At 67.5% G+C, this 16,481-nt stretch carries 15 protein-coding genes and 2 pseudogenes; 8 read left to right on the top strand and 9 right to left on the bottom strand.

Annotated features, from left to right (window positions below; translation table 11 throughout):
• Nucleotides 1-113 precede the first annotated feature (113 nt).
• The gene (locus ACVWWN_RS20050) at nucleotides 114-317 is read right to left on the bottom strand and encodes a hypothetical protein (protein ID WP_457145402.1); all 204 of its coding nucleotides are present in this window, start codon (nucleotides 315-317) and stop codon (nucleotides 114-116) included.
• A gap of 118 nt (nucleotides 318-435) precedes the next feature.
• Here ACVWWN_RS20050 and ACVWWN_RS20045 point away from each other — a divergent pair.
• Nucleotides 436-2,226: pseudogene (locus ACVWWN_RS20045) on the top strand (DEDD exonuclease domain-containing protein); the annotation flags it as partial.
• On the opposite strand, the gene trpD reads toward ACVWWN_RS20045, so the two are convergent.
• Nucleotides 2,164-3,222, bottom strand: a complete 1,059-nt coding sequence (trpD, locus tag ACVWWN_RS20040) for an anthranilate phosphoribosyltransferase (RefSeq protein WP_457145401.1) — start codon at nucleotides 3,220-3,222, stop codon at nucleotides 2,164-2,166. The pseudogene ACVWWN_RS20045 and the gene trpD overlap by 63 nt on opposite strands.
• A gap of 66 nt (nucleotides 3,223-3,288) precedes the next feature.
• Between trpD and ctaE the strand changes: the two genes are divergently transcribed.
• From ctaE to qcrB, 4 genes are read left to right on the top strand one after another with little or no spacing between them, the layout of a single operon-like run.
• On the top strand, nucleotides 3,289-3,900 hold the full coding sequence (gene ctaE / locus ACVWWN_RS20035; protein ID WP_457145400.1) for an aa3-type cytochrome oxidase subunit III: 612 nt from the start codon (nucleotides 3,289-3,291) through the stop codon (nucleotides 3,898-3,900).
• 59 nt (nucleotides 3,901-3,959) lie between these two features.
• Nucleotides 3,960-4,766, top strand: a complete 807-nt coding sequence (qcrC, locus tag ACVWWN_RS20030) for a cytochrome bc1 complex diheme cytochrome c subunit (protein ID WP_457145399.1) — start codon at nucleotides 3,960-3,962, stop codon at nucleotides 4,764-4,766.
• Nucleotides 4,763-5,962, top strand: coding sequence for a cytochrome bc1 complex Rieske iron-sulfur subunit (gene qcrA, locus ACVWWN_RS20025; protein WP_457145398.1), 1,200 nt, complete (start codon nucleotides 4,763-4,765; stop codon nucleotides 5,960-5,962). Before qcrC ends, qcrA begins: the two co-directional genes overlap by 4 nt.
• Nucleotides 5,959-7,641, top strand: coding sequence for a cytochrome bc1 complex cytochrome b subunit (qcrB, locus tag ACVWWN_RS20020; protein ID WP_457145397.1), 1,683 nt, complete (start codon nucleotides 5,959-5,961; stop codon nucleotides 7,639-7,641). The genes qcrA and qcrB overlap by 4 nt, the downstream gene beginning before the upstream one ends.
• A 38-nt stretch (nucleotides 7,642-7,679) precedes the next feature.
• Here qcrB and ACVWWN_RS20015 read toward each other — a convergent pair whose 3' ends face one another.
• The 4 genes from ACVWWN_RS20015 to ctaC all read right to left on the bottom strand — a co-directional run bounded on the left by ACVWWN_RS20015 (nucleotide 7,680) and on the right by ctaC (nucleotide 10,864).
• A complete protein-coding gene (locus tag ACVWWN_RS20015) occupies nucleotides 7,680-8,330 on the bottom strand; it encodes a DUF2561 family protein (RefSeq protein WP_457145396.1) in 651 nt (216 codons plus the stop codon).
• A complete protein-coding gene (locus ACVWWN_RS20010; protein ID WP_457145395.1) occupies nucleotides 8,330-9,199 on the bottom strand; it encodes an MmpS family transport accessory protein in 870 nt (289 codons plus the stop codon). The genes ACVWWN_RS20015 and ACVWWN_RS20010 overlap by 1 nt, the downstream gene beginning before the upstream one ends.
• Nucleotides 9,200-9,354: 155 nt before the next feature.
• Complete coding sequence (locus ACVWWN_RS20005; protein ID WP_457145394.1) at nucleotides 9,355-9,774, bottom strand: cytochrome c oxidase subunit 4; 420 nt, start codon at nucleotides 9,772-9,774, stop codon at nucleotides 9,355-9,357.
• A 10-nt stretch (nucleotides 9,775-9,784) separates the two neighbouring features.
• On the bottom strand, nucleotides 9,785-10,864 hold the full coding sequence (gene ctaC / locus ACVWWN_RS20000; RefSeq protein ID WP_457149199.1) for an aa3-type cytochrome oxidase subunit II: 1,080 nt from the start codon (nucleotides 10,862-10,864) through the stop codon (nucleotides 9,785-9,787).
• A gap of 59 nt (nucleotides 10,865-10,923) precedes the next feature.
• On the opposite strand from ctaC, the gene asnB reads away from it, so the two are divergent.
• Nucleotides 10,924-12,867 (top strand): asparagine synthase (glutamine-hydrolyzing), encoded by a 1,944-nt coding sequence (gene asnB, locus ACVWWN_RS19995; protein WP_457145393.1) that lies wholly within the window; start codon nucleotides 10,924-10,926, stop codon nucleotides 12,865-12,867.
• Nucleotide 12,868: 1 nt separating this feature from the next.
• Here the strand turns inward: asnB and ACVWWN_RS19990 are convergent, their stop codons facing one another.
• Nucleotides 12,869-13,843 carry a carbohydrate kinase family protein gene (locus tag ACVWWN_RS19990; RefSeq protein ID WP_457145392.1) on the bottom strand — a complete coding sequence of 325 codons (975 nt, stop codon included), beginning with the start codon at nucleotides 13,841-13,843 and terminating at the stop codon, nucleotides 12,869-12,871.
• A 176-nt stretch (nucleotides 13,844-14,019) separates the two neighbouring features.
• Here ACVWWN_RS19990 and ACVWWN_RS19985 point away from each other — a divergent pair, with 176 nt between their 5' ends.
• The gene (locus ACVWWN_RS19985) at nucleotides 14,020-14,667 is read left to right on the top strand and encodes an Rv0361 family membrane protein (protein ID WP_457145391.1); all 648 of its coding nucleotides are present in this window, start codon (nucleotides 14,020-14,022) and stop codon (nucleotides 14,665-14,667) included.
• Nucleotides 14,668-14,680: 13 nt separating this feature from the next.
• Here the strand turns inward: ACVWWN_RS19985 and ACVWWN_RS19980 are convergent, their stop codons facing one another.
• Both ACVWWN_RS19980 and ACVWWN_RS19975 read right to left on the bottom strand, forming a co-directional pair.
• Complete coding sequence (locus ACVWWN_RS19980) at nucleotides 14,681-15,043, bottom strand: iron-sulfur cluster assembly accessory protein (RefSeq protein WP_457149198.1); 363 nt, start codon at nucleotides 15,041-15,043, stop codon at nucleotides 14,681-14,683.
• A 330-nt stretch (nucleotides 15,044-15,373) separates the two neighbouring features.
• Nucleotides 15,374-15,580, bottom strand: a pseudogene (locus tag ACVWWN_RS19975) (glycerate kinase); the annotation flags it as partial.
• A gap of 219 nt (nucleotides 15,581-15,799) precedes the next feature.
• Between ACVWWN_RS19975 and ACVWWN_RS19970 the strand changes: the two are divergent.
• Nucleotides 15,800-16,465, top strand: coding sequence for a DUF3043 domain-containing protein (locus tag ACVWWN_RS19970; RefSeq protein ID WP_457149197.1), 666 nt, complete (start codon nucleotides 15,800-15,802; stop codon nucleotides 16,463-16,465).
• Nucleotides 16,466-16,481 lie beyond the last annotated feature (16 nt).

Raw genomic sequence — 16,481 nt, 5'->3', positions numbered from 1 at the left:
TGCTCTTAGGTCTCAGATAGGTTACGAAACGGCATCGGCCTTGTCCAATGGAGGACGCAAATTTAACAGCCGCAAGGAGAAACGCAATCACCGCCCGCGTCGATCGCGTGTCGTCACGCGACTCCTGAATCGTTGTGCCGATGGATCGGCACCAATCGCAGCCGCGGCGCCAACCCGACGTCGGCAAGCACCTCAAGCGCGCGCTGTTCGTCGTCGAGCAACGTCTCGGGTGTGCCGAGCAAGACGCTCACGACACAGTCCTTGCAACCGTGGCCGCGCACCGCGCAGTCGTCGCAATCGATCTTCACCGTGCCCATTGGTTGGCCGTCCTCTCGATCGGTGTCACGCGCACGGTATCGAGGGGTACCGACAAGCAGCCCGGCCGAGCGCGCGTGGCAACCCCAACCTGTCGGTCGGGTTCCTTACCTTCAGCGCATGGGTCAGCTGAGCTTCGCGGACGTCGATCCGCTCTCGGACCTGTCCCTGCGGGAGACCACCTTCGTGGTGGTCGATCTCGAGACCACCGGTGGCCGCGCCACGGGTGACAATCACGACGCGATCACCGAGATCGGCGCGGTCAAGGTCCGCGGCGGCGCCGTGCTGGGGGAGCTCGCCACGCTCGTCGACCCCGGCCGCAGCATTCCGCCGCAGATCGTCACGCTCACCGGCATCACCACCGCGATGGTGTCCGATGCGCCCAGGATCGAGTCGGTGCTGCCGAGCTTCCTCGAGTTCTCGCGCGGCGCCATCCTGGTCGCACACAACGCCGGGTTCGACATCGGTTTCCTACGGGCCGCCGCCGAACGCTGCCAGATCCCCTGGCCCAGGCCACCGGTGCTGTGCACGGTGCGGCTGGCCCGGCGGGTGCTCACCCGCGACGAGGCGCCCAGTGTGCGGCTCTCCGCGCTGGCCCGCCTGTTCGACACCGGCACCACACCCACCCACCGGGCGCTCGACGATGCCCGTGCCACGGTCGACGTGCTGCACGGGCTGATCGAACGAATCGGCAACCAGGGCGTGCACACCTACACCGACCTGCGGGGGTATCTCCCCGACGTCACCCCCGCGCAGCGCCGGAACCGCCACCTCGCCGATGCGGTGCCCCACCGGCCGGGTGTGTACCTGTTCCGCGGGCCGTCGGCCGAGGTGCTCTATGTCGGAACGGCGGTCGATCTGCGCCGGCGGGTCCGCCAGTACTTCAACGGCGCCGATCCTCGCACCCGCATGAAGGAGATGGCGTCACTGGCCACCGCGGTCGACCACGTCGAGTGCGCGCACGAGCTGGAGGCCGGGGTGCGCGAGCTGCGGCTGCTTGCCGCGCATGCCCCGCCCTACAACCGCCGCTCGAAATTTCCGCACCGATGGTGGTGGGTGGTGCTCACCGACGAACCGTTCCCCCGGTTCTCGGTGGTTCGAACTCCCAAGCACGACTGCACGGTCGGGCCGTTTCGGTCCCGCGCCGACGCCGGCGAGTCGGCCGCGTTGCTGGCGCGATTCACCGGCGTGCGGTCCTGCACCGCGCGGCTGAGCCGCTCGGCGCTGCACGGCCCCGGGTGTCCCGAGGTCGAGCTGTCACCGTGCCCTGCGCCGCGCGACGTGTCCGCCGCCGACTATGCACCCGCCGCGGCACGCGCGGTCAAACTGATCGAGGGCCGCGACAGCGCTGCGCTGGCGGCCGTGTCCGGTCACCTCACCGAGCTGTCCGAGCGTGGCCGCTACGAGACGGCTGCGCGGCTGCGGGATCACGCGGCGGCCGCCATCGACGTGTTGTGGCGGGGTCAGCGGCTGCGGGCGTTGGCCTCGGTCACCGAGATGGTGGCCGCACGCCCGGACGGTGACGGGGGGTGGCATCTGGCGGTGATCCGCCACGGTCAGCTGGCGGCCGCGGGCAATGCCCCTCGCGGCGTTCCCCCGATGCCGGTGATAGATGCCATTTGCGTTGGCGCACAAGCGATCATGCCCTCCTCGGCGCCGTTGGGCGGTGCGCTCGTCGAGGAGACCGGGCTGATCGCGCGCTGGCTCGCGCAGCCCGGGGTGCGCATCGTACGAGCCGAGCCCGGTTACGCCTCGCCCGCGGCATCGGCGGGCCGGTGGGCGGCCTGGGCGGCGTCAGCACGCTCGGCGCGGCTGGCGGCCGAGCAGGCGCTCACCCGGGACGACGCGTCACACCTTCTGGGTGAACCGCACCCAACGCGCGAGCAGTTGTTCGGCAGCACCGGAGTCGATCGCCTCGGCGGCCCTGGCGAGTCCCGACTCCCACGCCGGCACCCATTTGGCGTCGCTGGATAGCCCCGCATGAGCCACCATCGCACCCGCCGCGTTGAGAATCACCGCGTCCCGAACGGGGCCCTTGGCGCCGCCCAACACGGTACGGACCGAGGCGGCGTTGGCCTCCGCGTCGCCGCCCATCAGTTCGGCGACCGCGGCGCGCTGAAAGCCGAAGGCAGCCGGATCGAATGTCAACCGCTCGACCGTCCCCGCCTGCACCCGCCAGATGGTGCTCGTCGTCGTGGTGGTCAGCTCGTCGAGGCCGTCGTCACCGTGCACGACGAGCACGCTGGACCGGCGCGCAGCGAACACCCCGGCCATCACCTCGGCCAGATCACCCCAGGCGCACCCGATCAGGCCGGCCCGCGGGCTCGCCGGATTGGTCAGCGGCCCCAGCAGGTTGAACACCGTCGGCACCCCGATCTCGCGTCGCACGACGGAGGCGTGTCGAAGCGACGGGTGGAACTGAGGCGCGAACGCGAACCCGATGCCGACCTCGGCGACACTGCGCGCGACATCCTCGGGTCCGAGGTCGACACGCACTCCGAGTGCCTCGAGGGTGTCGGCACCGCCGGACATCGACGACGCGGCCCGATTGCCGTGTTTGACCACCGGCACGCCGGCGGCGGCGACGACGACCGCGGCCATCGTCGACAGGTTCACGGTGTTCGCCCCGTCGCCGCCGGTGCCGACCACGTCGACGGTCTCGTTGCCGATCGTGTCCGTCGGCACGCGGCGGGCATGCTTGAGCATGATGTCGGCCAGTTCGGTCACTTCAGCCGAGGTCGGGCGCTTCATCTTCATCGACACGCCGAAGCCCGCGATCTGCGCGGGAGTGGCCGCGCCGGTCATGATCTGGTCCATCGCCCACGCTGCCTGGCCGGGTGCGAGTCCCTGACTGGTGGTCAGCCGTCCGAGGATGCGCGGCCATGTCGGCGTGTTGTCAGAATTCACCGGCTGATTATGACGAATGCTCGACCCGGGTGGAGTTTAACAACTACAAAGCGTCATACTTGCGGTGTGACGAGCGCTGTAGGGACCTCGGGAACCGCCATCACGTCGCGAGTACATTCGCTGAACCGCCCGAACATGGTCAGTGTGGGCACCATCGTGTGGCTGTCCAGCGAGCTGATGTTCTTTGCTGGCCTATTCGCGATGTACTTCACCGCCCGGGCGCAGGCAGGCGGCGACTGGCCGCCGCATCCCACCGAGTTGAACCTGGTTCAGGCGGTCCCCGTCACGCTGGTGCTCATCGCGTCGTCGTTCACGTGCCAGATGGGCGTGTTCGCCGCCGAGCGCGGAGACGTGTTCGGGTTGCGCCGCTGGTACGTCATCACCTTCCTGATGGGGCTATTCTTCGTGCTCGGTCAGGCCTACGAATACATGCATCTGGTGGAACACGGCACCACGATCCCCGGCAGTGCGTACGGCTCGGTGTTCTACCTGGCCACCGGATTTCACGGGCTGCACGTGATCGGCGGTCTGGTCGCCTTCATCTTCCTGCTGGCCCGCACCGGGATGAGCAAGTTCACGCCCGCGCAGGCCACCGCCGCGATCGTCGTTTCGTACTACTGGCACTTCGTCGACATCGTCTGGATCGCGCTGTTCGCCACCATCTACTTCGTCCGATGATCGGCTCGTCGATGCGTCCGATGATCGGCTCAACGCCGAGTCAGCCGAAAAGGGGATCAATGACCGACAAGTCCCGCCGTCGTCTGCGCCGGCGCCTTTCGGCAGCTTTGCTGCTGCTGATCGGACTGGCAGTCGCCGGTGGCCTGGCGGCCACCCTCACGCCGACTCCTCAGGTCGCCGTCGCCGACGAGTCGACGTCGGCGCTGCTGCGCACCGGCAAGCAGTTGTTCGACACCTCTTGCGTCACGTGCCACGGGGCGAATCTGCAGGGCGTGCCCGACCGCGGGCCCAGCCTGATCGGTGTTGGTGAGGCCGCGGTGTACTTCCAGGTCTCGACGGGCCGCATGCCCGCGATGCGCGGCGAGGCCCAGGCCCCCCGCAAGGACCCGATCTTCGACGAGAGCCAGATCGACGCGCTCGGTGCATATGTCCAGGCCAACGGCGGCGGCCCCGTCGCTCCGCGCGATGACAACGGGAAGATCGCCCACGACTCGCTGCTGGGCAGCGACGTCGCCCGCGGCGGCGATCTGTTCCGGCTGAACTGCGCGTCCTGCCACAACTTCACCGGAAAGGGCGGCGCGCTGTCGTCGGGCAAGTACGCCCCCGACCTGGCACCGGCCGAACCGGCACAGATTTACACCGCGATGCTCACCGGGCCGCAGAACATGCCGAAGTTCGCCGACCGGCAGCTCAGCCCGGACGAGAAGAGGGACATCGTGGCCTATGTCCGGATGGCGACCGAGGCGCCCGACCCGGGTGGGTACGGACTCGGCGGCTTCGGACCGTCGTCAGAAGGCATGGCGGCCTGGATCATCGGTATTGTCGCCGTCGTAGGTGCGGCGCTGTGGATCGGATCGCGCGCATGAGCGAAGAAATGAAGGGCACCGACGCCCCCGGCCACGCCGGTGTGCCGGGGCAACCCAACGATGCCGAACTGGCGTCGATGACGCGCGAGGAGCTCGTCCAACTGGGCGGCAGGATGGACGGTGTCGAGACCGTCTACCTGGGCGATCGATGGCCGGTTCGCGATACCAAGGCGGAGAAGCGGGCCGAGCGCGGCGTCGCGTACTGGCTTCTGCTGGGCGGCTTTTCGGGTCTGGCGCTGCTGCTGGTCTTCTTGTTCTGGCCGTGGGAGTACAAGGGCGGCGACACCGAGGGCCACATTTGGTATGACCTGGCCACCCCGCTGTACGGGCTGACCTTCGGCCTGTCGATCCTGGCGATCGGGATCGGCGCAGTGCTGTACCAGAAGAGGTTCATTCCCGAAGAGATCTCGATCCAGGACCGTCACGACGGCGCCTCCCCCGACATTCAGCGAAAGACGGTCGCGGCCAACCTCACCGATGCTCTGGAAGGTTCCACGCTCAGGCGGCGCAAGCTGGTCGGGATGTCGCTGGGCATCGGGCTGGGCGCGTTCGGCCTCGGCACCCTTGTCGCGTTCGCCGGCGGCCTCATCAAGAACCCGTGGAAACCGGTCGTTCCCACCGCCAGCGGCAAGAAGGCGGTGCTGTGGACGTCGGGATGGACCCCGAGCTTCGCCGGCGAGACCATCTACATGGCCCGTGCCACCGGAGTTCCCGGTGAGTCGCCGTTCGTCAAGATGCGGCCCGAGGACATCGACGCCGGCGGCATGGAGACGGTGTTCCCGTGGCGGGCGTCCGATGGCGACGGCACCACGGTCGAGTCACACGAGCGGCTGAGCGAGATCGCCATGGGTGTGCGCAACCCCGTGATGCTGATCCGCATCCGCCCGCAGGACATGTCCAAGGTGGTCAAGCGCAAGGGCCAGGAGAGCTTCAACTTCGGCGAGCTGTTCGCGTTCACCAAGGTGTGTTCGCATTTGGGTTGTCCCTCTTCGCTTTACGAGCAGCAGACCTACCGCATCCTGTGCCCCTGCCACCAGTCGCAGTTCGATGCGTTGCACTTCGCGAAACCCATATTCGGCCCCGCTGCGCGGGCTCTCGCGCAGCTTCCCATCACTATTGACCAAGACGGGTATCTGGTCGCCAACGGCGACTTCATCGAGCCCGTCGGACCGGCATTCTGGGAGCGGCGCTCATGAGTCCGAAACTTGGCGAGATGCTAGCCGAACAGGGCGATGCGATCGATTCGCGCTACCACCCCTCGGCGGCGGTGCGACGACAGCTGAACAAGGTCTTCCCCACTCACTGGTCATTCCTGCTGGGCGAGATCGCGTTGTACAGCTTCATCGTCCTGCTGATCACCGGCGTGTACCTGACGCTGTTCTTCGACGCCTCGATGGCCGAAGTCACCTACGACGGCGTCTACCAGCCCCTGCGCGGCGTCGAGATGTCCAAGGCCTACGCCTCCGCGCTCGACATCAGCTTCGAGATCCGCGGCGGCCTGTTCGTGCGGCAGGTACACCACTGGGCCGCACTCCTGTTCGCCGCGGCGATCATGGTCCACCTGGCCCGCATCTTCTTCACCGGTGCCTTCCGCAGGCCTCGTGAAGCGAACTGGGTGATCGGCTCGCTGCTGCTGATCCTGGCCATGTTCGAGGGCTACTTCGGCTACTCGCTGCCCGACGACCTGCTGTCCGGCATCGGCCTGCGTGCCGCGCTGTCCTCGATCACTCTCGGCATACCGGTGGTCGGCAGCTGGATGCACTGGGCCCTGTTCGGCGGTGACTTCCCGTGCGGCGGCCTGGGTTACCAGTGCTCGGCGGACGGCGTACTGCTACCGCGGATGTACGCGCTGCACATCCTGCTGATACCGGGAATCATCCTGGCGCTCATCGGTGTCCACCTGGCGTTCGTCTGGTTCCAGAAGCACACCCAATTCCCCGGACCCGGCCGCACCGAGAAGAACGTCGTCGGCGTTCGCGTGATGCCGGTCTTCGCCGTCAAATCCGGCGCGTTCTTCGCGATGACGACGGGCATCCTCGGCCTGATGGGCGGTCTGCTGCAGATCAACCCCATCTGGCAGCTGGGCCCGTACAAACCGTCACAGGTCTCGGCCGGCAGCCAGCCGGACTTCTACATGATGTGGACGGAAGGCCTGGCGCGTATCTGGCCGGCATGGGAGTTCTACCCGTTCGGCCACACCATTCCCGCCGCGGTTGGCGTGGCGGTGCTGATGGGAGTGATTTTCGGGCTGCTGACGGCGTATCCGTTCCTCGAGCGGAAGTTGACCGGCGACAACGCGCATCACAACCTGCTGCAGCGTCCTCGGGACGCCCCGGTGCGCACCGCCGTCGGATCTGCCGCCATCGCGTTCTACATGGTGTTGACGCTGGCGGCGATGAACGACATCATCGCGCTGAAGTTCCACATCTCGCTGAACGCGACGACGTGGATCGGCCGCATCGGCATGGTCGTGCTGCCTGCGATCGTCTACTACATCGCATACCGGTGGGCCATCGGCTTGCAGCGCAGTGACCGGGCGGTGCTCGAGCACGGCATCGAAACCGGCATCATCAAGCGGCTGCCGCACGGCGCCTACATCGAGCTGCACCAGCCGCTGGGACCGGTCGACGAGCACGGCCACCCGATTCCGTTGGAGTACCAGGGCGCAGCGCTGCCCAAGCGGATGAACAAGCTCGGCTCCGCGGGTGCGCCGGGCACAGGCAGCTTCCTGCGTGCCGACCCGCTGTCCGAGCACGAGGCGCTCACCGAAGCCGCACACCACGCGGAACGCAGGGCGCTCATCGCGTTGCGCGAGCATCAGGACGACGGCTCGTCGAACGGGCAGACCAACGGCCACACCAACGGGCATCACTGAGGCGTTGCCCGGCCACGGGTGAGTGGCGCCGGCCGGCCTCAGTCGGTTGCGGCGCGTAGCTCTCGCAGGAAGTAGTACGGAACGGCGGGCATCGCCACCGTGATCAGGCCGGCCAGCACGTACAACACCCAGGCCGCCGTATTGCTGTCCACCGCCATCAAATAGGTCGCGACGCCGATCGCCACCATCGCGACGCCGATCGCGCAGACGATCCCCGCGGCGCCGCGCAGGAAGAGCCGGTCGACGACGGCGCGCGGCTGAACAAGGGTCGGTGCGCCGGCGGGACGCACTACGGGTGCGTCGCGGTCGGGCTCACCCATGCCGCCGAGCACCCGTATCTTCTCCGTCGGCGCCTCAGTGCCGCGCACCTGCGCTTCCGCAGTGGTCGGCAGGGTGCTGGCCGCGACCGGCCGGACAGGCGCCCGGGAGACGTCCTCCAGCGCGCTACGACGTGCCCGCAGCAGCAGCGGAACGGCACCGACGATGACGGCCGCCGAGACGCCGATCACCGTGTAAAGCAGCCATGGCGTGCCGGAGTCGTGCGATGTCTCGGGGTGGCCGCCACCGAGGTCGACGAGCGCGACCGCAGCGGCGACGCCCGCGCCAAGGGCGGCCAGCCAGATCGCCGCGCATGCGCCGAGCAGAATGCGGTCGGTGCGGTCCAGCTCGAGGCTCGTTTCGTAGGTCATCAGCAGCTGGTCTGTGCGGCGTTGTTGGTGTTCGACGACAGCACCGTGCCGTCGCTCGTCGTGATCGAGCAATTCAGCCGGCTCACCAGGAAGAGACTGGACGCCTGCACGGAGCCGACGTCGGACTGCGAGATCGGGGTCACCGTCAACGACCACGGGATGTACACATTGCGCTGGGTGCGGCTGCGGCCCGACGCGTCGACGTAGGTCACCGTGATGATGTCGCCGGGCGCCTTGGTCCCGGTCACCGAGTAGGTGACCTGACGCGGTCCCGAGCGCGTCGTGGTCGGTGGTGGCGGAGGCGGCGCTTCGGTGGTCACGGGCGGCGGGGGCGGCGCCTCGGAAGTCTCCGGTGGCGGCGGCGGCGGTGGCGGTTCCTGCGTCACTGTCACCGTCTCCGGCGGTGGCGGCGGGGGCGGCTCCTCCGACGTCGGAGGAGGTGGCGGCGGCGGGGGCGGGGCGGTCGTCGTGGTGATCTCGTCCTGCACCGGAGGCGCGCTGGTCGTCGTCCCAGGGGTAGCCAGGTTGCTGGTGTCGGTGCGGGTCACCAACACCGACACCGAGGCGACCAGCGCGATGGCGGCGATGATCGCGACCACTCCCACCACCCAGGGCCAGCGCGGCGGCGGCGGCTGGTCGACCAACTCGGTCGCCGGCTCGAAGGTCTCGTAGTCATAGAGATGCGGATCGGCGGGCACGTACGGGCCGCTGGTGAACTGCTCGGACTCCGGTGCGGAATAGGCCTGCGAGTGGATTTCGGCCTCACCGATATTTTGTGTCTCCTGGTCGGAAGAGGGCCGGCTGCCCGCCTCTTGACCTGGCAAATCCGACCCTTCAGAGTCCGGCTCCGGGGGATTCGGCCCGCTCATCTACGCCTATCCTTCTCGACTTCATCACTGGCGCCGGCGTCGGCCACAAGCTGGCTGTCCGTGCCTCGGCAACACTACCCAACCGAATGACCCGAACGAATCTCACAGCAGGGTCACTGGACGAACTGTTGTCCGGATTGTGACCTTGTTGAGGCTCAGTGCTTCTCGGGGCCCATGTAGTACTCGAACACCAGCCCGGCCGCCGTCGAGAGGACGAAGCACGCGCCCGCCGCGATCAGCCATGGTAGCCACAGCGCGACGCCGACGGCGGTGACCGATGCCGACAACGCGATGAACAACGGCCACCAGCTGTGCGGGCTGTAGAAGCCCAGCTCGCCGGCGCCGTCGCTGATCTCGGCGTCCTCGTAGTCCTCGGGCCGGGTGTCGAGCCGCCGGGCGACGAACCGGAAGAACGTACCGGTGATCAGTGTCAGGCCCGAGGTCATGACCAGCGCGGTCACGCCGGCCCACTCGACGCCACCGTTGGCGAACATCGCCGTCAGCACCGCGTACACGACGGCGGCCAGCACGAAGAACGCGGTGAGGAATTCGAACAGCCTGGCTTCGATGTGCATGCGGTGTCCCCTACTTGCTCGCCTGAGATGCCCCGGGTGCCTGCTCGCCGCGGCGGGTGTCGAACGGATGAGTGGTGACGGCGGTCGGTGGCTGGTTGATGCCCCGCAGCGCCTCGGCGTTGGTCTTGCCGGAGATCCGCTGCTGCAGATACGCCTTGAAGTCGTTGGGCTCGACCACGCGCAGCTCGAAGTTCATCATCGAGTGGTAGGTGCCGCACATCTCCGTGCAGCGGCCGACGAACGCGCCGGTCTTGTTGATCTCGGAGACTTGGAAGACGTTGTCCGAGTGGTTGGCCTGCGGGTCGGGCATCACGTCACGCTTGAACAGGAACTGCGGCACCCAGAACCCGTGGACCACGTCGGCCGAGGCGATCTGGAACTCGATGCGCTTGCCCGACGGCACGACCAGGATCGGGATCTCGGTGGAGGATCCGAGCGTCTCGACCTTGTCGAAGTTCAGATACCGGCGGTCTTCGGGGTTGAGCCCGCGAACCGCGCCGACAAGCTCCTCGCCGTGGCTGTCGACCCCTTCGGGCTTGGACCCCATCGCCGCTTTGCGGTCATTGTCGGCGCCGTCGTAGCTGAAGGTGCCGTCGGTGAAATTGATCTTCTGGTAACCGAACTTCCAGTTCCACTGGAACGCGGTGACGTCGATGACCACTTCGGGGTTGGGGTCCTTGTGCAGCATCTTCTCCTGCACCACCACGGTGAAGTAGAAGAGCACCGAGATGATCAGGAACGGCACGACGGTCAGCACCAGCTCCAGGGGCATGTTGTAGCCGAACTGGCGGGGCAGTTCGGTGTCGCCCTTCTTGTGCCGATGAAACGCCGAGGACCAGAAGATCAGTCCCCACACGATGGCGCCGACAACCAGCGAGGCGATCACCGAACCGATCCACAGCTCGCGGTTCAGGTGCGCTTCGGGCGTGATGCCGTTGGGCCAGCCCAGGCCGAGCACCTCCGACCAGCTGCAGCCGCTGAGCAGCACGGCAGTGCCACCCAGGACGACTGACAACGCCAACACCCTGAGCCCGCGAGGTGTCACGTTGAGCCTCCTAGAAGTCGGAAATGCTAGGCGAATACTACGCAGCGTAGACCACCCTCGGGTGCCGGTCTCGACACACCTGCGCCATTAGGCATACTGGCGCGGTGTGCGGACTGCTTGCCCTGCTTACCGACCCGTCCGCGGACAGCTCCCCTGCCCTCGTCGACGCGGTCGCCGGCGCGTCGCACCTGATGCGTCACCGCGGGCCGGACGAGCCCGGAACGTGGTCCGACGACACCGCTGACCCGCACGTCGTCCTTGGGTTCAACCGGTTGTCGATCATCGACATCGCCCACAGCCATCAGCCGCTGCGCTGGGGTCCGGCCTCCTCGCCCGACCGCTACGTGTTGGTGTTCAACGGCGAGATCTACAACTACCTGGAACTGCGCGAGGAACTGGCGGCCGAACACGGGGCCGTTTTCGCCACCGACGGCGACGGTGAGGCCATTATCGCGGCCTACCACCACTGGGGAACCGGCGCGCTGACCCGACTCCGGGGGATGTTCGCATTCGCGCTGTGGGACACCGTCGAGCACGAACTGTTCTGCGCGCGCGATCCATTCGGGATCAAGCCGTTGTTCATGGCCACCGGGGCAGGCGGCACGGCGGTGGGCAGCGAGAAGAAGTGCCTGCTCGACCTCGCCGACACGTTGGGCATCGATGTCGGTGTCGACGGGCGCGCCGTCCAGCACTACACGGTGCTTCAGTACGTGCCCGAACCCGAGACCCTGCACCGCGGCATCCGGCGGCTGGAATCCGGCAGCTACGCCACGGTCCGCCCCGGACGGTCACCCGAAGTCAGCCGTTATTTCACCCCGCGATTCGCGGCTGTGCCCTTCGTTGCGGGCCGCGAGCAGAGCCGCTATGACGAGATCACCGCGGTGCTGGAGGATTCGGTGGCCAAGCACATGCGCGCCGACGTCACCGTGGGCGCCTTCCTCTCCGGCGGCATCGACTCCACCGCGATCGCCGCGCTGGCCATGCGGCACAACCCGCGGCTGATCACCTTCACCACCGGGTTCGAGCGCGAGGGATTCTCGGAGGTCGACGTCGCGGTGGCCTCGGCGGAGGCGATCGGCGCGCGACACGTCACCAAGGTGGTCAGTCAGGCCGAGTTCGTGGCGGCGCTGCCCCAAATCGTTTGGTATCTCGACGAACCCGTCGCCGACCCCGCTCTGGTGCCGCTGTTCTTCATCGCCAGGGAAGCCCGCAAACACGTCAAGGTGGTGCTTTCGGGCGAGGGTGCCGATGAGCTGTTCGGCGGCTACACGATCTACCGAGAACCCTTGTCGCTGCGGCCTTTTGAGTATCTGCCCCGACGGCTGCGCAAGTCGGTGGGCCGGATCTCGGCGCCCTTGCCCGAGGGCATGCGGGGCAAGAGTCTGCTGCATCGCGGATCGCTGACACTCGAGGAGCGCTACTACGGCAATGCCCGCAGCTTCTCCGATGCACAGCTACGAGCTGTGCTGCCCGGGTTCCGCCCTGAGTGGACCCACACCGACGTCACCGCGCCGGTGTACGCCTCGTCGACGGATTGGGACCCCGTCGCGCGCATGCAGCACGTCGACCTGTTCACGTGGCTGCGTGGCGACATCCTCGTCAAGGCCGACAAGATGACCATGGCCAACTCGCTGGAACTGCGGGTCCCGTTCCTGGACCCGGAGGTTTTCGCCGTCGCTTCCCGCCTTCCTTACGACCAGAAGATCACCAGGACCACCACAAAATTCGCGTTGCGGCGGGCGCTCGAGCCGATCGTGCCCGCCCATGTGCTCAACCGGCCCAAGCTGGGCTTCCCGGTGCCGATCCGGCACTGGCTGCGGTCCGGCGAACTACTGGACTGGGCCTATGGGATGGCGGGCTCGTCCGGCGCGGGCGAGCTGGTGGACCTTGCAGGCGTACGAACGATGCTCGAAGAACACCGCAGGGGCACAACCGACCACAGCCGCAGACTGTGGACGGTGCTGATCTTCATGCTGTGGCACGCGATCTTCGTCGAGCGCAGCATCGCGCCGCAGATCAGCGAGCCGCACTACCCGGTGCAGCTGTGAGCTAGTTGAGTGCCGCGGCGATTTCGGTTCCGGCTTCGGCGCCATAGGCGTCGCTCAGCCGGTGCACCGCCTCCTCGCGGTCCCAGGTCCACTCCTGCGGGCCAGGCGCCTCGAATACCAGCACGGCCACCAGCGACGCCAGCTGCGCCGACCGCTCCAGGTCGAGGCCGGCGCTGCGGCCGGTGAGAAACCCGGCCCGGAACGCGTCGCCGATGCCGGTCGGGTCGGCCTGATGCTTCTCCGGGACGACGTCGACATGGATCACGGCGCCGTCCGCGCTGACCAGGTCGACGCCCTTGGGGCCCAGTGTGGTGACACGCAGACCGATCTGGCTCATCACCTCGGCCTCGGTCCAGCCCGATTTCTGCAGCAGCAGATCCCATTCGTAGTCGTTTGTGAACAGGTAGGTGGCGCCGTCGATCAGCCGGCGGATCTCCTCGCCCGACAGGCGGGCAAGCTGCTGGGACGGGTCCGCTGCGAACGCCAGACCGAGCTTGCGGCACTCCTCGGTGTGCAGGAACATCGCCTCCGGGTCATTGGCACCGACGATCACCAGTTCCGGTGTGCCGACCTGCTTTACGACATCGGCCAGCGAGATGTCGCGGGCCTCCGACATGGCGCCCGGATAGAACGACGCGATCTGCGCCATCGCCTCGTCGGTGGTGCAGACGAATCGTGCGGTGTATGCGCTTTCGGAGATGAGCACGGTGTCGGTGTTCACGCCTGCTGATTGCAGCCATTTCCGATAGTCGTCGAAGTCCTGCCCGGCGGCACCCACCAGCGCGACGTCACCGCCGAGCACGCCGATCGCATACGCCATGTTGCCCGCCACGCCACCGCGATGCACGACCAGATCGTCGACCAGGAAGCTCAGGGACACCTTCTGCAGATGATCGGCCAACAGCTGTTCGGAGAACCGCCCGGGAAAGCGCATGAGATGGTCGGTCGCAATTGATCCGGTCACCGCAATGGTCACGAAACGTCACCCTCCATTTATTAAGCCGTCTAGAGAATCGTACTCAAACCAGGGTGCGCCGTTCTCGGCTCGCCTCGGCCCGGGACACCGCCGCTGGTGCGCTAACCTGCCTACAAGTGCCCGCCCGGTCACTGTAGATAGGTGTTTTCGTACACACATCTTGGGGGAGCAAATAAATGGCCGGTCCGTACCCGCCCGAATACGGCGCCGGACCGCTTGGCCCGCAAATGTATCCCCAGTATCCGGCGCAGCCCTACCCCGACAACATCCCGTCGGTACCGTCGGCCTATCCCGGAATGTTGCCGCCGCCCGTGCCGTATCCGAAGAAGCGCCGGGGGCGCATCGTCGCCGCGGTGGTCGTGGCGGTCGCGGTGGTGGCCGCGCTGGTGACCGTGATCGTGCTCGCCGCGGGGAACGACAAGTCGGGCGGCGGCGGCACGTTCACCGAGACGTCGGCCAAGGCGGCCATTCAGCAGTACCTGGACGCGCTGTCCAAGGGTGATGACGAAACGGTCGCGCGTCATACGCTGTGCGGCTTGTACGACGCCGTCAAGGAGCGCCGGTCCGATCTCGCGCTGGCCAGTTTGAGCAGCGACGCCTTCCGCAAGCAGTACAGCCACGTCGAGGTGACGTCGATCGACAAGATGGTGCTGTGGTCACCGAATCAGGCGCAGGTGCTGTTCACCATGAAGGTGGCACCGGCCAGCGGTTCGAGCCGGACCCAGCAGCCGAGCGGCGAGGAACAAGCCATTGCCCAGCTGCTCTCGCAGGACAACGAGATCCTCGTGTGTTCGTACCTGCCGCGGTCGACCGGTCAGTACTGAAGGCCGATACGACTCAGTTGAACGAGTCGCCGCAGGCGCACGATCCGGTGGCGTTCGGATTGTCGATCGTGAAGCCCTGCTTCTCGATGGTGTCGACGAAGTCGACGGTGGCGCCCTGGACGTACGGCGCGCTCATCCGGTCGACGGTCAGTGCGACCCCACCGAACTCCGCCACCAGATCGCCGTCGAGGGACCGGTCGTCGAAGAACAGGTTGTAGCGCAGGCCGGCGCATCCGCCCGGCTGAACCGCGATGCGCAGCGAGAGGTCGTCGCGACCTTCCTGGTCCAGCAGCGCCTTCGCCTTCGTGGCGGCGGCGTCGGTCAGGATCACGCCGTGGGTGGCGGTGGTGGTCGCCGACTCGTCCTGAACAGTCATTGCTTCTCCTGAGTGCATGTACGTGGGTGGACCCCCTGATGGGCACATGTCCACTCCATCAACGGTACCTTGTTCCGGGGCTATTCCCGACCTATCCCCAGCTCGCCGCCGTGACCTGGGCAGCTGGTTTGCCGCGTCGTCGATGGCCAGCCCGCTCGAGCCGGCGTGGTCGGCGATCGAGTACGTGGCCGTGATGCCTGCCGCCAGCAGCATCGATTCGTCGAGCGCGACCTGGCCCGCAGGCACCAGCACGGGGGTCCGGCGTGTGCCGGCCCCCGCTGGGAGGGCGCTGATCACGCGACCCGCCGCATCGTCGAGTTCGACCGCCCAGGCGGCCAGCCGCTGCTCGAGGATGCGCACCGTGTCGCGATCGGCACCCCTCTGCGGCCCGAACACGGCCGCCGCGCCCATCGGCCCGAGCAGCGGGTGCTCGACATCCGTGGCGGCGACCAACTCGGCACCGGCCACCAGCTCGCGGCCTGCGCTCAATTTGGCACCTGGTGTGCCCTTCGCGTCCGCGGCCAGTTCCTCGATCATGCCCCTGCCCCGTCGGTGCAGCTGCTGCCGCCGAGCCCCGACGACGATGCCGCCGGCACCGGCGCGTCAACCGCTCGCGATCGCCTCCGCCGCCTGCACGGCCGTCACGCTGTCGCCGTAGCAATCCGGCGCGATCAAAACCCGCACGACGGCAGACTATCGCCCCGAATCGTGCGGTGCATGTCCGGGCGGATGCGCGGCGGAAGTAATCTGGCAGGCGTGAAGCTGCTTGGCCGCAAAAAGGACAACTCGGAGGATGGCGCCGACTCGGCCGCGCCCGAGGAGGCGGTCCAGGACGGGACCGGCAAAACCGCCCCCAAGGGCCGGCCGACTCCCAAGCGCAGCGAGGCCACCCGGAAGCGGGGCCCCGTCGCGCCGGCACCGATGACCGCCGCCGAGGCGCGCCGCCGGCGCAAGGAAATCGGCGGCCCGAAGCTCAGCCGCGCCGAACGCAAGACCGAGCGCCTCGCCCGGCGCGCCGACACGTCCGAGCGCCGGGAAAGGATGATGGCCGGTGAGGACGCCTATCTGCTGCCGCGCGACAAGGGCCCGCTGCGCCGGTACGTCCGCGACATCGTGGATTCCCGGCGAAACCTGCTCGGCCTGTTCATGCCCGCCGCGCTGGGGCTGATCTTCATCATGCTGGCGGTGCCCTCGGTCCAGCTGCAGCGGTTGCTGTCACCCGCGATGCTGGTGCTGGTGCTGATCATGGTGATCGACGGCTTCATCGTGGGCCGCAAGGTGAACCGGTGGGTCGACGAGAAGTTCCCGGACAACACCGAAAGCAGCTGGAAACTGGGCTTCTACGCAGCCAGCCGCGCCTCGCAGTTGCGGCGGATGCGCGCGCCGCGGCCGCAGGTGAACCGCGGTGACAGTGTCCGTTGACGGAGCCTGAGCCGCC

This window comes from Mycobacterium sp. URHB0021 (assembly GCF_054057895.1).
The sequence above is the reverse complement of the archived record's forward strand: the minus strand, read 5'-3'. Positions and strand labels throughout refer to the sequence as shown.

Coding starts and splice junctions, on each gene's coding strand:
- ACVWWN_RS20050 (WP_457145402.1), bottom strand. CDS start 317: ATGGGCACGGTGAAGATCGATTGCGACGACTGCGCGGTGCGCGGCCAC.
- qcrC (WP_457145399.1), top strand. CDS start 3,960: ATGACCGACAAGTCCCGCCGTCGTCTGCGCCGGCGCCTTTCGGCAGCT.
- qcrA (WP_457145398.1), top strand. CDS start 4,763: ATGAGCGAAGAAATGAAGGGCACCGACGCCCCCGGCCACGCCGGTGTG.
- qcrB (WP_457145397.1), top strand. CDS start 5,959: ATGAGTCCGAAACTTGGCGAGATGCTAGCCGAACAGGGCGATGCGATC.
- ACVWWN_RS20015 (WP_457145396.1), bottom strand. CDS start 8,330: ATGACCTACGAAACGAGCCTCGAGCTGGACCGCACCGACCGCATTCTG.
- ACVWWN_RS20010 (WP_457145395.1), bottom strand. CDS start 9,199: ATGAGCGGGCCGAATCCCCCGGAGCCGGACTCTGAAGGGTCGGATTTG.
- ACVWWN_RS20005 (WP_457145394.1), bottom strand. CDS start 9,774: ATGCACATCGAAGCCAGGCTGTTCGAATTCCTCACCGCGTTCTTCGTG.
- ACVWWN_RS19985 (WP_457145391.1), top strand. CDS start 14,020: ATGGCCGGTCCGTACCCGCCCGAATACGGCGCCGGACCGCTTGGCCCG.
- ACVWWN_RS19980 (WP_457149198.1), bottom strand. CDS start 15,043: ATGACTGTTCAGGACGAGTCGGCGACCACCACCGCCACCCACGGCGTG.